Origin of the sequence: Bradyrhizobium retamae (assembly GCF_001440415.1) — a bacterium.
In the GTDB taxonomy this organism is placed as follows: Bacteria; Pseudomonadota; Alphaproteobacteria; order Rhizobiales; family Xanthobacteraceae; genus Bradyrhizobium; species Bradyrhizobium retamae.
Genome location: NZ_LLYA01000001.1, coordinates 1 through 15,793, shown reverse-complemented (window position 1 = coordinate 15,793; position 15,793 = coordinate 1). Strand labels below are relative to the sequence as shown.

15 protein-coding genes are annotated in these 15,793 nt (G+C 61.9%); 6 read left to right on the top strand and 9 right to left on the bottom strand.

Translation table 11 applies throughout. From position 1 onward, the window contains the following. Window positions 1–156 precede the first annotated feature (156 nt). Entirely contained in the window at window positions 157–669 is a 513-nt protein-coding gene (gene rcdA, locus CQ13_RS00070) for a protease adaptor protein RcdA (protein WP_057840999.1), read from the top strand. Between the two features lie 182 nt (window positions 670–851). On the opposite strand, the gene rpmE is transcribed toward rcdA, so the two are convergent. Continuing rightward, a complete protein-coding gene (gene rpmE, locus CQ13_RS00065) occupies window positions 852–1,079 on the bottom strand; it encodes a 50S ribosomal protein L31 (protein ID WP_057833964.1) in 228 nt (75 codons plus the stop codon). Between the two features lie 180 nt (window positions 1,080–1,259). Between rpmE and CQ13_RS00060 the strand changes: the two genes are divergently transcribed. Beyond that, entirely contained in the window at window positions 1,260–3,113 is a 1,854-nt protein-coding gene (locus CQ13_RS00060) for an ABC transporter ATP-binding protein/permease (RefSeq protein WP_057840998.1), read from the top strand. Between the two features lie 169 nt (window positions 3,114–3,282). On the opposite strand, the gene CQ13_RS00055 is transcribed toward CQ13_RS00060, so the two are convergent. The 3 genes from CQ13_RS00055 to CQ13_RS00045 form a co-directional block, all read right to left on the bottom strand. Next, complete coding sequence (locus CQ13_RS00055) at window positions 3,283–3,729, bottom strand: GNAT family N-acetyltransferase (protein ID WP_057840997.1); 447 nt, start codon at window positions 3,727–3,729, stop codon at window positions 3,283–3,285. Continuing rightward, on the bottom strand, window positions 3,729–4,754 hold the full coding sequence (locus CQ13_RS00050) for a peptidoglycan -binding protein (RefSeq protein ID WP_057840996.1): 1,026 nt from the start codon (window positions 4,752–4,754) through the stop codon (window positions 3,729–3,731). The genes CQ13_RS00055 and CQ13_RS00050 overlap by 1 nt, the downstream gene beginning before the upstream one ends. A gap of 144 nt (window positions 4,755–4,898) precedes the next feature. Then, the gene (locus CQ13_RS00045; RefSeq protein ID WP_057840995.1) at window positions 4,899–5,894 is read right to left on the bottom strand and encodes a hypothetical protein; all 996 of its coding nucleotides are present in this window, start codon (window positions 5,892–5,894) and stop codon (window positions 4,899–4,901) included. An 886-nt stretch (window positions 5,895–6,780) separates the two neighbouring features. Between CQ13_RS00045 and CQ13_RS00035 the strand changes: the two genes are divergently transcribed. The 3 genes from CQ13_RS00035 to CQ13_RS42385 all read left to right on the top strand — a co-directional run bounded on the left by CQ13_RS00035 (window position 6,781) and on the right by CQ13_RS42385 (window position 11,534). Further along, window positions 6,781–7,986, top strand: a complete 1,206-nt coding sequence (locus tag CQ13_RS00035) for an efflux RND transporter periplasmic adaptor subunit (protein WP_197427207.1) — start codon at window positions 6,781–6,783, stop codon at window positions 7,984–7,986. Between the two features lie 9 nt (window positions 7,987–7,995). Next, complete coding sequence (locus CQ13_RS00030) at window positions 7,996–11,151, top strand: multidrug efflux RND transporter permease subunit (protein WP_057840993.1); 3,156 nt, start codon at window positions 7,996–7,998, stop codon at window positions 11,149–11,151. 233 nt (window positions 11,152–11,384) lie between these two features. Next, window positions 11,385–11,534, top strand: coding sequence for a hypothetical protein (locus tag CQ13_RS42385; protein ID WP_156433411.1), 150 nt, complete (start codon window positions 11,385–11,387; stop codon window positions 11,532–11,534). 345 nt (window positions 11,535–11,879) lie between these two features. Here the strand turns inward: CQ13_RS42385 and CQ13_RS45100 are convergent, their stop codons facing one another. The 3 genes from CQ13_RS45100 to CQ13_RS00020 form a co-directional block, all read right to left on the bottom strand. After that, entirely contained in the window at window positions 11,880–12,191 is a 312-nt protein-coding gene (locus tag CQ13_RS45100; protein WP_245308959.1) for a phasin family protein, read from the bottom strand. Window positions 12,192–12,533: 342 nt separating this feature from the next. Continuing rightward, window positions 12,534–12,860, bottom strand: a complete 327-nt coding sequence (locus CQ13_RS40330; RefSeq protein ID WP_347337008.1) for a hypothetical protein — start codon at window positions 12,858–12,860, stop codon at window positions 12,534–12,536. Window positions 12,861–12,872: 12 nt separating this feature from the next. Next, window positions 12,873–13,112, bottom strand: a complete 240-nt coding sequence (locus CQ13_RS00020; protein WP_057840991.1) for a DUF6894 family protein — start codon at window positions 13,110–13,112, stop codon at window positions 12,873–12,875. A gap of 1,024 nt (window positions 13,113–14,136) precedes the next feature. On the opposite strand from CQ13_RS00020, the gene CQ13_RS00015 reads away from it, so the two are divergent. Continuing rightward, on the top strand, window positions 14,137–14,547 hold the full coding sequence (locus CQ13_RS00015; protein ID WP_057840990.1) for a cupin domain-containing protein: 411 nt from the start codon (window positions 14,137–14,139) through the stop codon (window positions 14,545–14,547). A 145-nt stretch (window positions 14,548–14,692) separates the two neighbouring features. Here CQ13_RS00015 and CQ13_RS00010 read toward each other — a convergent pair whose 3' ends face one another. After that, on the bottom strand, window positions 14,693–14,926 hold the full coding sequence (locus tag CQ13_RS00010) for a PepSY domain-containing protein (protein ID WP_057840989.1): 234 nt from the start codon (window positions 14,924–14,926) through the stop codon (window positions 14,693–14,695). Window positions 14,927–15,392: 466 nt separating this feature from the next. Further along, window positions 15,393–15,793, bottom strand: a 401-nt coding sequence (locus tag CQ13_RS00005; protein ID WP_197427206.1) for a transposase, incomplete at its 5' end; no start/stop codon positions are given.

Here is a 15,793-nt window from a genome sequence, read left to right as displayed (position 1 = left end):
TTTTGTGCTCTCCGCGGCTATTTTGTGCTCCCACGAGCTGGAAACCATAAATCCGGTTGCCGCTGGACTCTCGACTTCGCCCGAGCAATGATTTGTTCATCATAAGCCGGTGGTTCACAGCCGGTTGGGGCAAATAGTGGCGTGAGGGCGTTAACCATGGCGGACCGTTCGCAAAGCGAACCCGCGCTCGTTCTGTTCAGCGAGCGGCTGACTAATTCGGCGGCGTTCGGAACTCTCTTCCGGGAAGGCATGGATCTGGTCGAGGAAACCGCCGCCTATCTCGATGGCGATGGCCGCACCGAAGCCAAGGCGCTCGAACGTTCTGTCAGCCTTACTTACGCAACCGAAAGCATGCGCCTGACCACCCGCCTGATGCAGCTTGCGTCATGGCTGTTGCTGCATCGCGCGGTCAAGGAAGGCGAGATGACGCTGACCCAGGCCAATCGGGAAAAGACCAAGGTCAAGCTCACGGCCGCCGATCCCGGGCCGGAGGACATGATCGAGAAGCTCCCGCAGCAATTGCAGGATCTGATTGCGCGATCGATGAGCCTGCAGACGCGGGTCCGTCGCCTCGACATCTCGATCCACGCGGCGCCCGCGGAACGTGCGCCGATCGGCAATCCGCTGGTGCCGCAGCTCAACAGGTTGAAAGCGGCGTTCGAGCAGTAGGTCCGCAAACTCTCTCCGCCGTCATTGCGAGCGCAGCGAAGCAATCCATAGCTCCGCACGTGGAGGCGTGGATTGCTTCGCTGCGCTCGCAATGACGGGGATAGAATCGTGCCAAACAAAAACGCCCCGGCTTGCCAGGGCGTTTTTCACTTCTGATGGGTACGGAACGGCCCAAAGACCCCTCAGTCCTTCTTGAGGAAGCCCGAAAACTTCTTCTGGAAGCGCGACACTCGGCCGCCGCGGTCGAGGATCTGCTGCGAGCCGCCGGTCCAGGCCGGGTGCGACTTGGGATCGATATCGAGGTTCAGCTTGTCGCCTTCCTTACCCCAGGTGGAGCGGGTCTGGTACTCGGTCCCGTCGGTCATCACGACCGTAATCGTATGGTAATTCGGATGAATTTCGGCTTTCATGGCATATCCTTCGGCGCGCCTGCGCCCGTCTCAACTGTCAGGGGATACGGGATTTGGCGGCTCTATAGCTCAGGAAGCCTGTCAAAACAAGCTACGTATATGTCCTGATTGGGAATCTCCCGGATTTGCCAGAAGGGGCCGTGGAGGCCTATCTGGGGGCAGAGAAACGGGTCGGATTTCATGAGCGCAGTGGAACAGATTGAAGCCCCCCGCGGCACGCCGCCGCGTGACGCCCTGCTCGAGGAAGAGGCCTTCATCGAGAGCCAGTTGACGCAATCGCCGGCCAGGACCGGCGCCAGGCTGCGCCCGCTGCTGGCGCTCGCGCCCTATGTCGCGCGCTACCGCGGGCGCGCGGCGCTCGCTTTCATTTCGTTGACGGTCGCGGCGATCACCACGCTGATCGTGCCGATCGCGATCCGGCGCATGATCGATTTCGGATTCAGTCCCGAAGGCATCGCCCTTATCAACAGCTATTTCAGCGTCATGATTGCGGTCGTCGCGGTGCTCGCCGCCGCCAGCGCGTCGCGTTACTACCTCGTCATGACGATCGGCGAGCGCATCGTTGCCGACGTCAGGCGCGACGTGTTCGCGCATCTGATCTCACTCTCGCCCGCATTTTTCGATTCCGCGCGTTCGGGCGAGTTGGTGTCGCGGCTGACGGCCGACACCACCCAGATCAAGTCCGCGGTCGGCGCCTCGGTATCCATCGCGCTGCGCAACATGATGCTGTTCATCGGCGCCGCCACCATGATGGTGATCACGAGCCCCAAGCTTTCAGGCTTCGTGCTGCTGGCAATCCCCGTGATCGTGATCCCGCTGGTCGCCTTCGGCCGCTGGGTGCGGCGGCTGTCGCGCAACGCGCAGGATACGCTGGCGGACGCCAGCGCGTACGCTTCCGAGCTGGTCGGCGCGATCAGGACCGTGCAGGCCTATACCAGCGAGCGGATGGCCACCGCCCGCTTCGGCGGCGATGTCGAACAGGCCTATGAGGCGGCGCGCAGTTCGACGCGGGCGCGCGCGGTGCTGACGCTGATCATCATCTTCATCGTGTTCTCCAGCGTAGTGGCGATCCTCTGGGTCGGCTCGCACGACGTGCTGACCGGCCAGATCACGCCGGGCCGGCTCGGTCAATTCGTGCTGTATGCGGCGTTCGCCGCCGCCGGTCTCGGACAGCTTAGCGAGGTATGGGGCGAAGTCTCGGCCGCCTCCGGTGCCGCCGAGCGGCTGTTCGAGATTCTTCGGGTCAAGTCGCAGATCACGGCCCCGCCGCAGCCCGTCGCGCTGCCGCGGCCTGCGCGTGGCGACGTCGGGTTCGAGAACGTCAGCTTTGCCTATCCCGCGCGGCCGGATGTGCTCGCGGTCGACGATGTTTCGCTCTCGGTCAGGGCCGGCGAGAAGGTCGCGATCGTGGGTCCCTCGGGTGCGGGCAAGAGCACGCTGTTTCACCTCCTGCTGCGGTTCTACGATCCGGCCCAGGGCACGATCTCGCTCGACGGCGTGCCGGTCAAATCGGCGGATCCACTTGACGTGCGCTCGCGGATTGCGCTGGTGCCACAGGATTCGGTGGTGTTTGCGGCCACGGCGCGCGAAAATATCCGCTTCGGCCGGCCCGACGCCACCGACGCCGAGGTCGAGCGCGCCGCCGATCTCGCGCACGCCACCGAATTCCTGCGCAAGCTGCCCGGCGGCTTCGAGGCGCAACTCGGCGAGCGCGGCGTGACGCTGTCCGGCGGCCAGCGCCAGCGCATCGCGATCGCGCGTGCGATCCTGCGTGACGCGCCGCTACTGCTGCTCGACGAAGCGACGTCAGCGCTCGATGCCGAAAGCGAGACGCTGGTGCAGACCGCGCTGGAAGAACTGATGCGCCATCGCACCACGCTCGTCATCGCGCATCGCCTCGCCACCGTGCTCTCCTGCGACCGCATCATGGTGATGGACCAGGGCAGGATCGTCGAACAGGGCACGCGTGCGGAGCTGGTCGCGGCGAACGGGCTATACGCGCGATTGGCGCGGCTGCAGTTCGAGGGCGCGTAGCCGATCAGTGGGAACTGTTGTCACCCAACGGGTCGCGCGAATGCGCCCGATGACAGACTCCGCTGGGTGACCCAATCTTCCAGAGACGTCAGTGATCAAGCTGAGAAGCCGCGGCGTACTGGATATCCCGCATGCGCAGGGTATGACGCTGTCGGGCTGGGTGAGGGTGTTATGCCTTCCATTCCATCTTCAACACCGGCCGGCCCGAGGTCGGATTCACATCCTCGCCGGCATGTTCAAACCCGTTGCGCTCGTAGAAGCGGATCGCGCGGGCGTTGTCCTTATTGACGAGTAGCGTGACCCCCTTCGGCGAGATGCGCTTGACCTCTTCGACCAACAGGTGAGCGACGCCGGAGCCCCAGTGTTCTGGCGCAACCACAAGCTGGTCGAGATAGCCTTCGCGATCGACGGTGACAAAACCGACCAGCGCGCCGGCCTCCTGTTCCGCGACCACAATCTCGGCTTTCGGTACGAGATCGTTGCGCCAGCGACCGCGCCACCATTCCAGCCGTGAGGTGAAGTCGATCTCGGGATACGCCTGTTGCCAAGTGCGATGCCACAGCTCAATTGCCGCTGCTTCATCATCTGCACGGTAGAGGCGGGTGTGATATCCCACTACCGTTCCGTCAGCTTCAGTTCGATGCGGCGGTTGCGCTTGTAGGCGTCTTCGTTGGGCGCTGAATCGAGCGGCTGGAACTCGGCAAAGCCGGCGGCGACCAGCCGTTGCGCGGGAACACCGAGGAAAACCAGATATTGTACCACGGAGATGGCGCGCGCCGACGACAATTCCCAGTTCGACTTGAACAGCGGCGAGTTGATCGGCCGCATGTCGGTGTGGCCATCGACCCGCAGCACCCAGCCGATCTCGCTCGGTATCTGCTTGTCCAGATCGATCAGCGCGGTGGCGAGTTTGTCGAGTTCGGAGCGGCCTTCGGGGAGCAGCACCGCCTGGCCGGTATCGAAAAAGACTTCCGACTGGAATACGAAACGGTCGCCGACGATGCGGACATCGGGGCGATTGCCCAGAATGGCGCGTAGGCGGCCGAAGAATTCCGAACGGTAGCGCGATAATTCCTGCACGCGTTGCGCCAGCGCGACGTTCAGGCGCTGGCCGAGATCGGCAATCCGCCCCTGCGATTCCTTGTCACGCTTTTCGGAGGCTTCCAGCGCTTCCTCGAGCGCCGCAAGCTGGCGGCGCAGCGCGCTGATCTGCTGGTTCAGCACCTCGATCTGGGCGAGCGCGCGCGAGGTCACCGCCTTTTCGGATTCGAGCGCCTTGTTGAGCTCGTTGGCGCGGCCCTGGGCGTCGCCGGCACCGGACAACCCCTCGTAAAGCCCCTTGATGCGGTCGCGTTCGCCTTCCGCGGCGGCGAGGCCGGCGCGCAACTGCGCGAGCTGATCGTCGAGCGTGATCTTGCCGAGCTTTTCCAGCGACAGCAGGTCGTTGAGCTGTGCGATCTTGGCGTTGAGTTGTTCGAGCGCCTTGTCCTTGCCAGTAACCTCCTGCGACAGGAAGAACTGCACCACCAAAAACACCGACAGCAGGAACACGATCGACAGCACCAGCGTCGACAGCGCGTCGACGAAGCCCGGCCAATAGTTGAAACCGGATTCACTGCGGCGGGCACGGGCGAGGGCCATTTATTGTCTCCGGTATCTGTCCCGGACGCGGTGCGGCGTGCAACGCCGCTCCGCAGTGCCGGAACCTAGAGTGCTTGCATGGGTCCCGACTCTGCGTCGCATCACTTGCGTGCTGCGCCGCGTCCGGGACACGAACTTTCCACTTCAGCTCTTCTCGGGCTGTCTGGCGATCCGCTCCAGGAGCTTCTTGATCTCGCGGTTTTGTTCGCCCTGGCCGTCGGCCCATTCGCGGATCATCTGCTGTTCGGTACGCATATGCGCAACCAGGCCCTGGATCGCCTCGGCCAGATTGGCCATCGCCGCCGTGGTGTTGCGGCTGCCGCCGCTCTCTTCCACCACTGCGCGGATACGTTCCATTGCGTGCTGCAGTTCGCCGCCGATCCCGGAACTGCCATCGCCATATTCGCGCACGGTGGAGGCGAGCCAGTCTTCAAGGTCGGTATAGAAGCGGTTCTGCGCCTGGCTCGACTGCAGGTCGAGAAAGCCCAGGATCAGGGAGCCCGCGAGGCCGAACAGCGAGGACGAGAACGAAATACCCATGCCGCCGAGCGGCGCGGCCAACCCCTCTTTGAGGGTGTCGAACAGCGAGCCGGCATCGCCGCCGACTTTCAGGCCGTCGATCACCTTGCCGACGGAACCGACGGTTTCGATCAGGCCCCAGAAGGTGCCAAGCAGGCCGAGGAAGACCAATAAGCCCGTCATGTAGCGGGAAATATCACGGGCTTCGTCCAGCCGCGTCGCAATCGAATCCAGCAAGTGCCGCATGGTCTGCTGCGATATCGTCATTCGCCCGGTACGCTCGCCGCCGAGAATTGCCGCCATCGGCGCCAGCAGGGTCGGGCGCCGGTCGATCGCGAGCCCCGGATCGGCGATGCGGAAACTGTTGACCCAGGCCACCTCCGGATAGAGCCGAACCACCTGCCGGAATGACAGGATGATGCCGATCAGGAGCACCCCGCCGATCAGAGCGTTAAGTCCAGGATTGGCAAAGAACGCCACGGTGATCTGCTTGTAGAGCACGACCGTGACCAGCGTGCAGAGCACCAGGAACACGAGCATCCGCACTAGGAAAATCCGTGGTGAGGACAGTTTGCTCAGCTCGATCTCCATTTCGGAGCGGGAGGAGGGGCCTGAAGGCATTTGCGGGGTGTCATCCGGTTACGAAAAGCCGCGCTGGCGCCAATATGGCACAGCGGGCTGGAGAAAAAAGCTTGCAAGCCGCGATTTCGGGCCGACCGTGGAACCTCTTCCCGAAACTCGGCTTTGACATCAGCGTATTTTGGAACGGTTCGATGTCCAACCGGGATTTTTCATGAGGAGCCCGCCCAGCGCCAGGCAGGGCGCTATTGCGACTGCCGGTTGCGCACCAGCCCGTTCTTCCCGCGGCCGATGCCGGCATCATCCGACCCGCAGGATCGCGTTAGCCCATAGCGGGCACCGGTCTTTTGAAGAGGATCGTGCCAAATAGGGAGGGAGTGGTCATAAGCTTCGTCTCCGCGATCGTGGGCACCGCCGAGCGGGTGCCGCTGCCCGACGATGCTGGCTCGCCGACGAACTCGAGCGCGTGCTTCGCAAGGTTTATGGCGGAGAGACCGCGCTGTGGATGCGGCGCTGGCGCTGTTTCCTGCTCCCCACCGCAGGCCTGTTCGGTTACGCCGGTGGCAGCGAGCGGGGGCACCAGCCATTACCGGCTCAAGGCGGCGGCTTAACCCGGCGTTAACCGATTCGTGCCGGATGCCTCCCGCGCGGTCATCTGCTGCAATCATATGCAGCGAAACGGCAGGTTCCGCCCCTTTGTTCCCGGCCCACACGCAATGGAACCGACTCACAATCAAGTGAGTCCGGAAAAGTCGTCGGTAATTCAGTGTGATAGCGTTGTGTGACATTGGGCCGCCGCGAAACCGTATTGCGTCGCAGCACCCTGTCCCTATCCTATCTTCCATCAACCGTGAGTTCCAAGGCTGCTTACGACAACGTCGCGAATGCTCAATTCGCGCCTTCAACCTGAACTGGGGCAAAGCTTTCAATGTCCGGACTACGAACGCAATCGGCATGCATCATTGTGATGTTGACTGCGATGGCGCCACTTTTGGCTGGCTGCAATGAACCGACCACTGCGACAGCAGCGGCAAAGCCGCCCGAGCCTGAAGTGGGCACTTTCACCGTCAGATCTCAGCCCCGCGCCATCGTTCGTGAATTGCCCGGCCGAATCGCACCCACCCGGGTCTCGGAAGTCCGTGCGCGGGTTTCCGGCATCGTCGTCGAGCGCCTGTTCCAGCAGGGCACCGAGGTGAAGGCCGGCGATCCGCTCTACCGGATCGACCCCAAACCCTTCGAGGTGGAACTGCAGGCGAGCGAAGCCGCGCTGGACAAGGCGGAAGCTGCGCTCGATCTCGCCACCCAGCACGCCCGGCGCATTGCGACGCTGACCAGCCAGCGTGCGGCGCCCGAGGCCGAGAACGAAAAAGCCATCGCAGCCCAACGCCAGGCTGAGGCTGAGGTTGGCAGCCGCAGGGCCGATGTCGCCCGCGCGAAGCTCAATCTCGACTATGCAACAATCCGTGCGCCAATCAGCGGCGTCGTCGGCGCCGCGCTGGTGAGCGAAGGCGCGCTGGTGGTGCAGAACGAGACCACCAGCCTCGCCACGATCCAACAGCTCGACCCGATCTACGCCGACTTCACCCAATCGATCGCGGAGATGAACAAGCTGCGCCGTGCGCTCGAAAGCGGCGACCTCGACCGGATCGCGCCCGACGTGGCCAAGGTCCGCCTCGTGCTGGACGATGGTCCGGCATATTCCATTCCCGGCAAGCTTCTGTTCTCTGATGCCAAGGTCGACGCCTATACCGGGCAGGTCACGCTGCGCGGACAGTTTCCGAATCCGAATCGCGAACTACTGCCCGGCATGTATGTCCGCGTCCTGATCGAACAGGGCATCGATTCCGATGCCATGGCCGTGCCGCAGCAGGCGATCCAGCGCGATGCCGGCGGCGGCAGCGAGGTCTTCGTGGTCAAGGACGACGGCCGCGTCGCGACGCAGCCGGTCCGCACCGGCCCGATGCAGGACGGCGTGTGGCTGATCAGCGAGGGCCTCAAGGAGGGCGACCGCGTCATCGTCGACGGGTTCCAGAAGTTTGTTGCCGGCGACAAGGTCAAGGCGAAGGCGTGGATCGATGCGGATGCCTCGGTTGGTTCGATAGCGCCAGCACCGGCAGCGCAAGCGTCCCGCTGAGACCGGGACATGCCCAGCTTCTTCATCGACCGGCCGATCTTCGCCTGGGTGGTCGCGCTTTTCATCTGCCTGATCGGCGCGATCTCGATCCCGTTGCTGGCGGTCGCGCAATATCCGATCATCGCACCGCCCTCGATCTCGATCTCGACCAGCTATCCCGGCGCGTCCCCGGAGAACCTCTACAACAGCGTCACGCGGCTGATCGAGGAGGAACTCAACGGCGCCTCCGGCATCCTCAACTTCGAATCTACCTCTGACTCGCTGGGGCAGGTCGAAATCATCGCCAACTTCGTGCCCGGCACGGAGACGGGTGCGGCGTCGGTCGAAGTGCAGAACCGACTCAAGCGCGTCGAGGCGCGGCTTCCGCGCGCGGTGATCCAGCAGGGCATCCTGGTCGAGGAGGCCTCTTCTGCCGTGCTGCAGATCATTACGCTGAATTCGGCCGACGGATCGCTCGACGAAATCGGCCTCGGCGATTTCATGATCCGCAACGTGCTCGGCGAGATCAGGCGCATTCCGGGCGTTGGCCGAGCCACGCTCTATTCCACCGAACGTTCGCTGCGGATCTGGGTCGATCCGGCCAAGCTGGTCGGCTACGGCCTCACCGCCGACGACGTCAACAAGGCGATCTCGGCGCAGAACGCCCAGGTCGCCTCGGGCAGCGTCGGCGCCGAGCCGAGCACGCCGGAGCAGAGGATTTCCGCGCTGGTGCTGGTCAAGGGTCAGCTCTCATCGCCGGATGAATTCGGCGCCATCACGCTGCGCGCCAATCCGGATGGATCGACGGTGCGGCTGCGCGACGTCGCCCGCATCGAGATTGGCGGCTTGAGCTATCAGTTCAACACGCGGCTCAACGGCAAGCCGACGGCGGGCCTTTCGGTGCTGCTGTCGCCGACCGGCAACGCGCTTGCCACCGCAAGCGCCGTCGAAGCCAAGATGAAGGAATTGTCAAAATTCTTTCCGGCCAATATCGGTTACGAAATCCCGTACAACATCACGCCCGTCGTCAAGGCCTCGATCAACAAGGTGTTGATGACGCTGGTGGAAGCGGTGGTGCTGGTCTTCATCGTGATGTTCCTGTTCCTGCAGAACATCCGCTATACCATCATTCCGACCATCGTGGTGCCGGTGGCGCTGCTCGGCACCTGTGCGACGCTGATGGCGGCCGGCTATTCCATCAACATGCTGACCATGTTCGGCATGGTGCTGGCGGTCGGCATTCTCGTCGACGACGCCATCGTCGTGGTCGAGAACGTCGAGCGGATCATGGCGGAAGAGGGCCTGCCGCCGAAGGAGGCGACCCGCAAGGCGATGTCGCAGATCACCAGCGCCATCATCGGCATCACGCTGGTGCTGATGGCCGTGTTCGTGCCGATGGCGTTCTTCCCGGGATCGGTCGGCATCATCTATCGCCAGTTCTCGGTGACCATGATCTCGGCCATCGCTTTCTCCGCGCTGCTGGCGCTTTCGCTGACGCCGGCGTTGTGCGCGACGCTGTTGAAGCCGGTCGAGGCCGGCCACGGCCATGCCCGCAAGGGCGTGTTCGGCTGGTTCAACCGCGTGCTCGAGACGAGCCGTGGCGGCTATTCGCGCACCGTGCAGGGCTCGCTGAAGCGCACCGGGCGTTTGATGCTGATCTACGCCGCGCTGCTCATCGGCCTCGGCTGGGCATTCGTCCGGCTGCCCGGCGGCTTCCTGCCGGTCGACGACCAGGGCTTCATCACGACAGACGTGCAGACGCCGTCCGACTCCTCCTACGCCCGCACCGAAGCGGCGGTCCAGGCCGTGGAGAAGTATCTGCTCAATCGCGCCGGCGTCGAGGACGTCACGTTCCTCACTGGCTTCAGCTTCCTCGGCCAGGGCATGAACACCGCGCAGGCCTTCATTACGTTGAAGGACTGGTCGGAACGGGGCAGAAAGGATTCCGCCGCCGCGATCGTCGCCGACATCAACCGCGAGCTCTCGTCGATCCGCGACGCCAGGATCTCGGCGCTGCAGCCGCCGCCGATCGACAATCTCGGCAATTCCTCCGGGTTCTCGTTCCGCCTGCAGGACCGCGGCCAGAAGGGCTATCCGGCGCTGGTCGCCGCATCCGACCGGCTGATCGCGGAAGCCAATGCCAGCCCGATCCTGCAGAAGGTCTATGTCGAGGGCCTGCCGCCGGCGCCGCAGGTCAATCTGATGATCGACCGCGAAAAAGCCGGCGCATTCGGCGTCACCTTCGAGGACATCAACCAGACGATTTCGACCAATCTCGGCTCGAACTATATCAACGACTTTCCGAACCGCGGCAGGATGCAGCGCGTGATCGTGCAGGCCGACCGCGCCAGCCGCATGAACGCCGACGACATCCTCAATTACAACGTCAAGAACAGCCGCGGTCAGTTGGTGCCGTTCTCCGCTTTCGCCACGGTCCAGTGGTCGAAGGGGCCGACCCAGATCGCGGGCTTCAACTACTATCCCGCCGTGCGCATCTCAGGCGAAGCCAAGCCCGGCTTCACCTCCGGCGATGCCATCGCAGAGATGGAGCGGCTGGCCAACAAGCTGCCGCGCGGCTTCGGTTTCGAATGGACCGGCCAGTCGCTGCAGGAAAAGCTGTCGGGCTCGCAGGCGCCGTTCCTGCTCGGCCTCTCGGTGCTGGTGGTGTTCCTGCTGCTTGCCGCGCTGTATGAGAGCTGGACCATTCCGCTTGCGGTCTTGCTGACGGTGCCGCTCGGCATCTGCGGCGCGGTGATTGCCGCGACCATGCGGGGGCTGCCGAACGACGTCTACTTCACCGTCGGCCTGATCACAATCATCGGCCTGGCGGCGAAAGACGCCATCCTCATCATCGAATTCGCCAAGGATTTGCGCGCGCAAGGCAAGCCGCTGATTGAAGCGACGGTCGAAGCCTGCTCGCTGCGCTTCCGCCCGATTTTGATGACCGGCTTAGCCTTCGTCTGCGGCGTGCTGCCGATGGCGATTGCGACGGGAGCCGGCGGCGCCAGCCAGCAGGCGCTCGGCACCAGCGTGATGGGCGGCATGATCGCGGTGGTGATTCTGGCGCTGTTGATGGTGCCGGTGTTCTTCGTCTCAGTGCAGCGCGTGCTGGCGGGGGACCGGGAGAAGGTGGAGGAGATGGCGGGAGCCGAGGTGGCTGGCCCGCCGGCGCCGGTGAAGTCATAGACGCTGTCATGCTCCGTGACCTCGCGACGCCAGGGCTGCGCCAGGACTTGCAGTCTCGGGCCGTCGAGAAGCATTAGCGCAGGCGGCGGCCGATGCATCCAGTCCATGAACCCATAAATTTGCCGGGCTGACGCCGCGCCAGAGTCTGCTATGCCCCGATAGCCGACATGCTGCTGCATAGCAGCGAAACGACGCTATGTGCCAATAGGCGACTTACGAGCCCGCGTATAAAGATGAAGCCGCCAGCCGAGGCGGCCTTACTGTTTTTCGAGTTCTCGGATTTGCTGGCGGAATTCTTCCTCCATATCGCGGATCATCTGCGCCGTGGAGCCGTGTGGGAACTCTTTCGCCAGCTCGCGGCATCTGGCAAGTTTGGCTTCTAGTGTCTGCTTTTCCCGAATCCGATCCATAACTGTAGGACGGCAGGACAGGGCGAAAGTTCAAATCAGGCCACTGTTAATTTCAACTAGGCCAATTGCGTCCATGAAAGAGGCCGCCAACTGGCGAGCCCTACCTCGCCAACTGCGGACTTCTCAAGAGCGAAGGGACAAAACGAGGCGGCGAACAGTTCGGCGGGTGAACTTCTCAAAGTGATCACCGACGAGAAGGTGAAGCGAGGACTGCAGAGTTTGGTGCAATTCGCGAGGGGCTTTCGGAAGACCGCGTGACGATCACCGTCTCCGTCATGCCAAGGCAAATCCTAAAAGCGCGAACGGAACGGATATTCCTCATAGGGCTGTTCGCCACCTGATGCTTAATTCAGCGATCTCCTTCGAATGCTTCAGGAACATGGCGCTCCGCTTGCTCGTGAATTCTGCAGTGACACTGAGAAATTCGACGGGCGATCTAATTGTCGCAAGCCTCTGAGCGAACTCAAAAGCAAATTGCATGTTGGCTTGTGCCACCTCCAGCAACTTTGCTTGAATTGCTCCCACGTTTGCCGCGGCTGAAGAAAAATCAGATCCTTTCGGTGGGTCCTTGTTGGGCTCATCTTGTAAGGCTGTTGCCGGCTCAAGGCGAGTTTCGTGAAAAGCTGTCATCGGATCACCCCCGAGAGCCTCTTCTTCGCTACGTCGCTCTGGGCGTGATTCAGTCGAGGCTGTCCCAACTGAGGGCAGACGGCTTCGTTTGGGACTTCTAACAACCGTCTGAGCGACCCGCTGGGCCTTAGCGGCTATTTTCGGGCCGCGGCTGTGCTTTGACTTCGCTGCCGGTCTACGTTTACTCATTTGACACTCCGAGGATTGATTGGTCGACCACGACGGTCATTCGTGTAGGGTCAGTATCCTGTACGTTCCAGACTCAAAGTTATGAACTCGACATCCCCAAGATTAGGCGAACCAGCGGCGGCTGACTGTCAGCGGTGTTAGTTGAGGCCGTTGTTATTTCCGTCGACGCCTTGTTCGCTTGAACGCACGATTTCGGCTTCGGCCCGAATTAAGCTTGCTCAGCCGCTTCGCATTTACCGCTACATGCCGCCGATATTGATGGACTATTTCATCACCCGAAGCACCAGCCATTAAACTGGCGCTAGCTTCGAAAGCAGCACGTATCTTTTCGCTAACCATTAGTTCAGCTTCGCGACGAGCTCTTCTGCCGCCGCGCATCAGTTTCATCATCCGCAGCGAAACGACGCCATTTGCTTCGACTGCCAACATCATCAACGAGGTGAACATCCGCCGATCGGTCTGTTTGAATTCATTCAGCAAGCGAAGTAGTCACTAGTGACGCGCAACTTGAGTGCGGATCGTCGGTTTAATAGGCGCCTCGAATACCTCGCGGCCGCTCTCATCTCGGACTGAGATATAGTTCCCCGGCTTTGCGAAAGTCGGCCGCTCGGTGCCAATCCGATGAGCGATGAACTGAGCATGGTCCTTCGCTTCCTCGTCGGACTTGCACTGGCGTCCCAGGACGTCGTGGGCCGGAAGCTCTCCGGCTAGGTCAAAGAAAAACTTCTTCATAGGCGCATAACCCAGCACTGCGCCGACCTGTTCCTAATCAGCTGCCACAGAGTGGGATTTTATATTGGTGCCCGTAGGTACAAGGCATGAGCACAAAGAGAGAGACTGCCCAGTATCGAGAGACTACGCAGATTATGCAGTGACGATCGTTAACCGCGCAGGGTCGTCGATAAATCATCAATTGGAAGATGATCGAGCCCTCGCTTCCGCTTCTCGGGCTAGCCGCTCTGCCTTCAGACGCTCGCGGTTTTCGTGGAAAGAGTTCTGCGCCTTTTCGTAATCAGTCATGTCATTTCTGACCTCTCTGAACGTTTTGTGGGCGCGCCGCTCGGCCGGCGTCGTCTCCCGGCGCATAAAGGCGTGGTCTCTATCATTTTCACCTTGATGAGTTAGCGTTACTCAACGCGGCGCCCTGATTTTTGATCCAAAAACTGGCGAAATCAGCGGGCAGCCGTCTTAAGCCCACTTCGCGGCATATGAGCGGGAGTCATCTAGCTCTCGACTCCGGACGTCCACGCGAGCCCCGGCAATTCTGCGGCTTCTTAAGGCGGCCGCTTATGGCTGGCTTGATCGCCGAGCTTTGCTGGGGCGTTGGTGAGTGCCTTCCCGCAGTTAACTGCTCGAAAGGCGACGAACCGTCCGAGATAGGGGCTGACTCGATCCAATGTTGCGGGCAGCAGCCAAAGAAGCTGTAGTGGAGATACCAAGAGATTGTTGGGCAGAGACCGCGACGTCTGGTTTGGTCATTCGCGTCGGGTTGACCGCGACCACAACAACTTCCGGTCTACCCGGGTCAACGGACATTCTCAGGATAGGCGGGCATGTCTCAAAGGTGCAACAGCGGACCTTCACAACACGCAAGGGGTGCGAGTTGACCTGCCGCCCGCCAGCAGCCGCGCGCGCCGCCGCCATATTCGAGTTCCTGTCGAAACACTGATCGGAACGCCCTGTCAGGAATCGGGCTGGCCATCGCGCCGCATGGACTCTATTGCACGAGGGAAGCCTTTCCGTGAGGAGAAGGTCAATGCAAAAAGTAAATCGAAGGTCAGCAGTGGCGCTAGGATTGGCAGCGGCTTCGGCGGCCATGGTGAAGCCGGCAGCTGCGCAAACGACGGACTACAAGGATTCCACCACGCCGTGGCCAGGTGTCGTGGTGCGTGCTTACGGTGGTGAGACACCGTCCCTTATTCCCGGCTTCAAGACTGTCTCGATGCGTGACATCATCATGCAGCCGGGATCGAAGATCCCAAGTCACCCGATGGACAATGCCATGGTCTGCCATATCACCGAAGGGGAGCTTCAGATCGACCAGGACGAGAAGACGTTCACGGCCAAAAAGAACTTCGTCTGGACCTGCAACAAGGGCACCAAAGAGCAACCGTCCAATGTAAGCAATGCGGTCGCAATTATGCGGATCACCGACCTAATGGCCTGAAGCCTGCGCGCATAGGTTGGCGGCTGCCCGATACTCTCCCGATACTCTACAGTCTCACGACGTCAGCGATCCATGGTCGCGCGTCTCGTTGTCGTGGGCTGGCGGGGACGACCGCAGCGGAGCGGACTAGCGAGCGGGGAGCGGCCTAGCGGCGCTCCTTGACTTGGCCGCTGCTGTCAACGACGAGGGACACCTCCTTGCCGTCTTTCATCGCCTTGACGGAGATCCCTTCGGCGGTGGATTTGATTTCCCGAATTTGGGAATAGCCCGCCGCCTCAAGCTTGGCGATAAGCTCCTGCTGGGTCAGGGCATGGGCAGGCGAGAAGACGCTCGCCAGCGTTAGGCAAAGGACTGCCCGAGAGATCGATCGTGTCCACATCGTCCGTTCTCCTGGTTGATGCCGTCAGCCCCCCTGTGTATTGGCCTTTATCCTGGTGTTTTCGTGCGCTCCTTCGAACGCAACGCCGGAACCATCGCGAAGCTGGCAAGCCCGCGAGGATAGGCTGCACCCAGGATGCAGGGCGCGCAAATCAATTGTCAAAATCGCATCGCTCAAGTGACGGGCGGGTCTTGAACTGGCCAAAGCTGACGTTCGCCGCGAGCACGGCCCACCTTTCGGAATGCGATCCAATGAGCGCGAGGTCCGGAGTGGGTCAATCGCGTTGATTTGATGAGGTCCGAGCCACTTCGGGTCCAGTTCGACAATCGGACATCTTTAGAACCAGTCGGCATGTCTCAAAGGTGCCGATTTTGTTGCAAAAGTCGGGTGCAAGGGGTCGGGTCGTTTGGCGTTTTGTTAGGAACGGCGGCTTTAACGCCGCCGGCCTTGACGCTCAACTCCAACGCTACGCGGTGCACAGAACTTCTGCCGGTGGCGGTCGCGCAACCAGTGACGCGAGCCGCCTCAGGTTCTGAGCGATGGCAGCTAAAACAAACTCGTCCTGGGCGCCTTGTGGACCACGCAGTCGAAGTCGACCGAGCTTAAGGATGCGCTTCAGGTGCGCAAACCGCATCTCGATCTTCTTGCGCTCACGTCGTGATGTCTCGAAGCCCTCGGTGCCAGCGAACGACCGGGCGACGTCCCGGGCGTGCTCATGTATGTCGCGCGGGATCTTGCGCGATGGTTCTTTTGGACAGCACTGCGGTTTGAGCGGGCATACATCGCAGTCGAGCTTGCTCGCACGATACAAAAGCGTCTTGCCCTCGTGCACGGTGCCGCTCGTTCCGAGCCGCTTTCCGCCCGGGC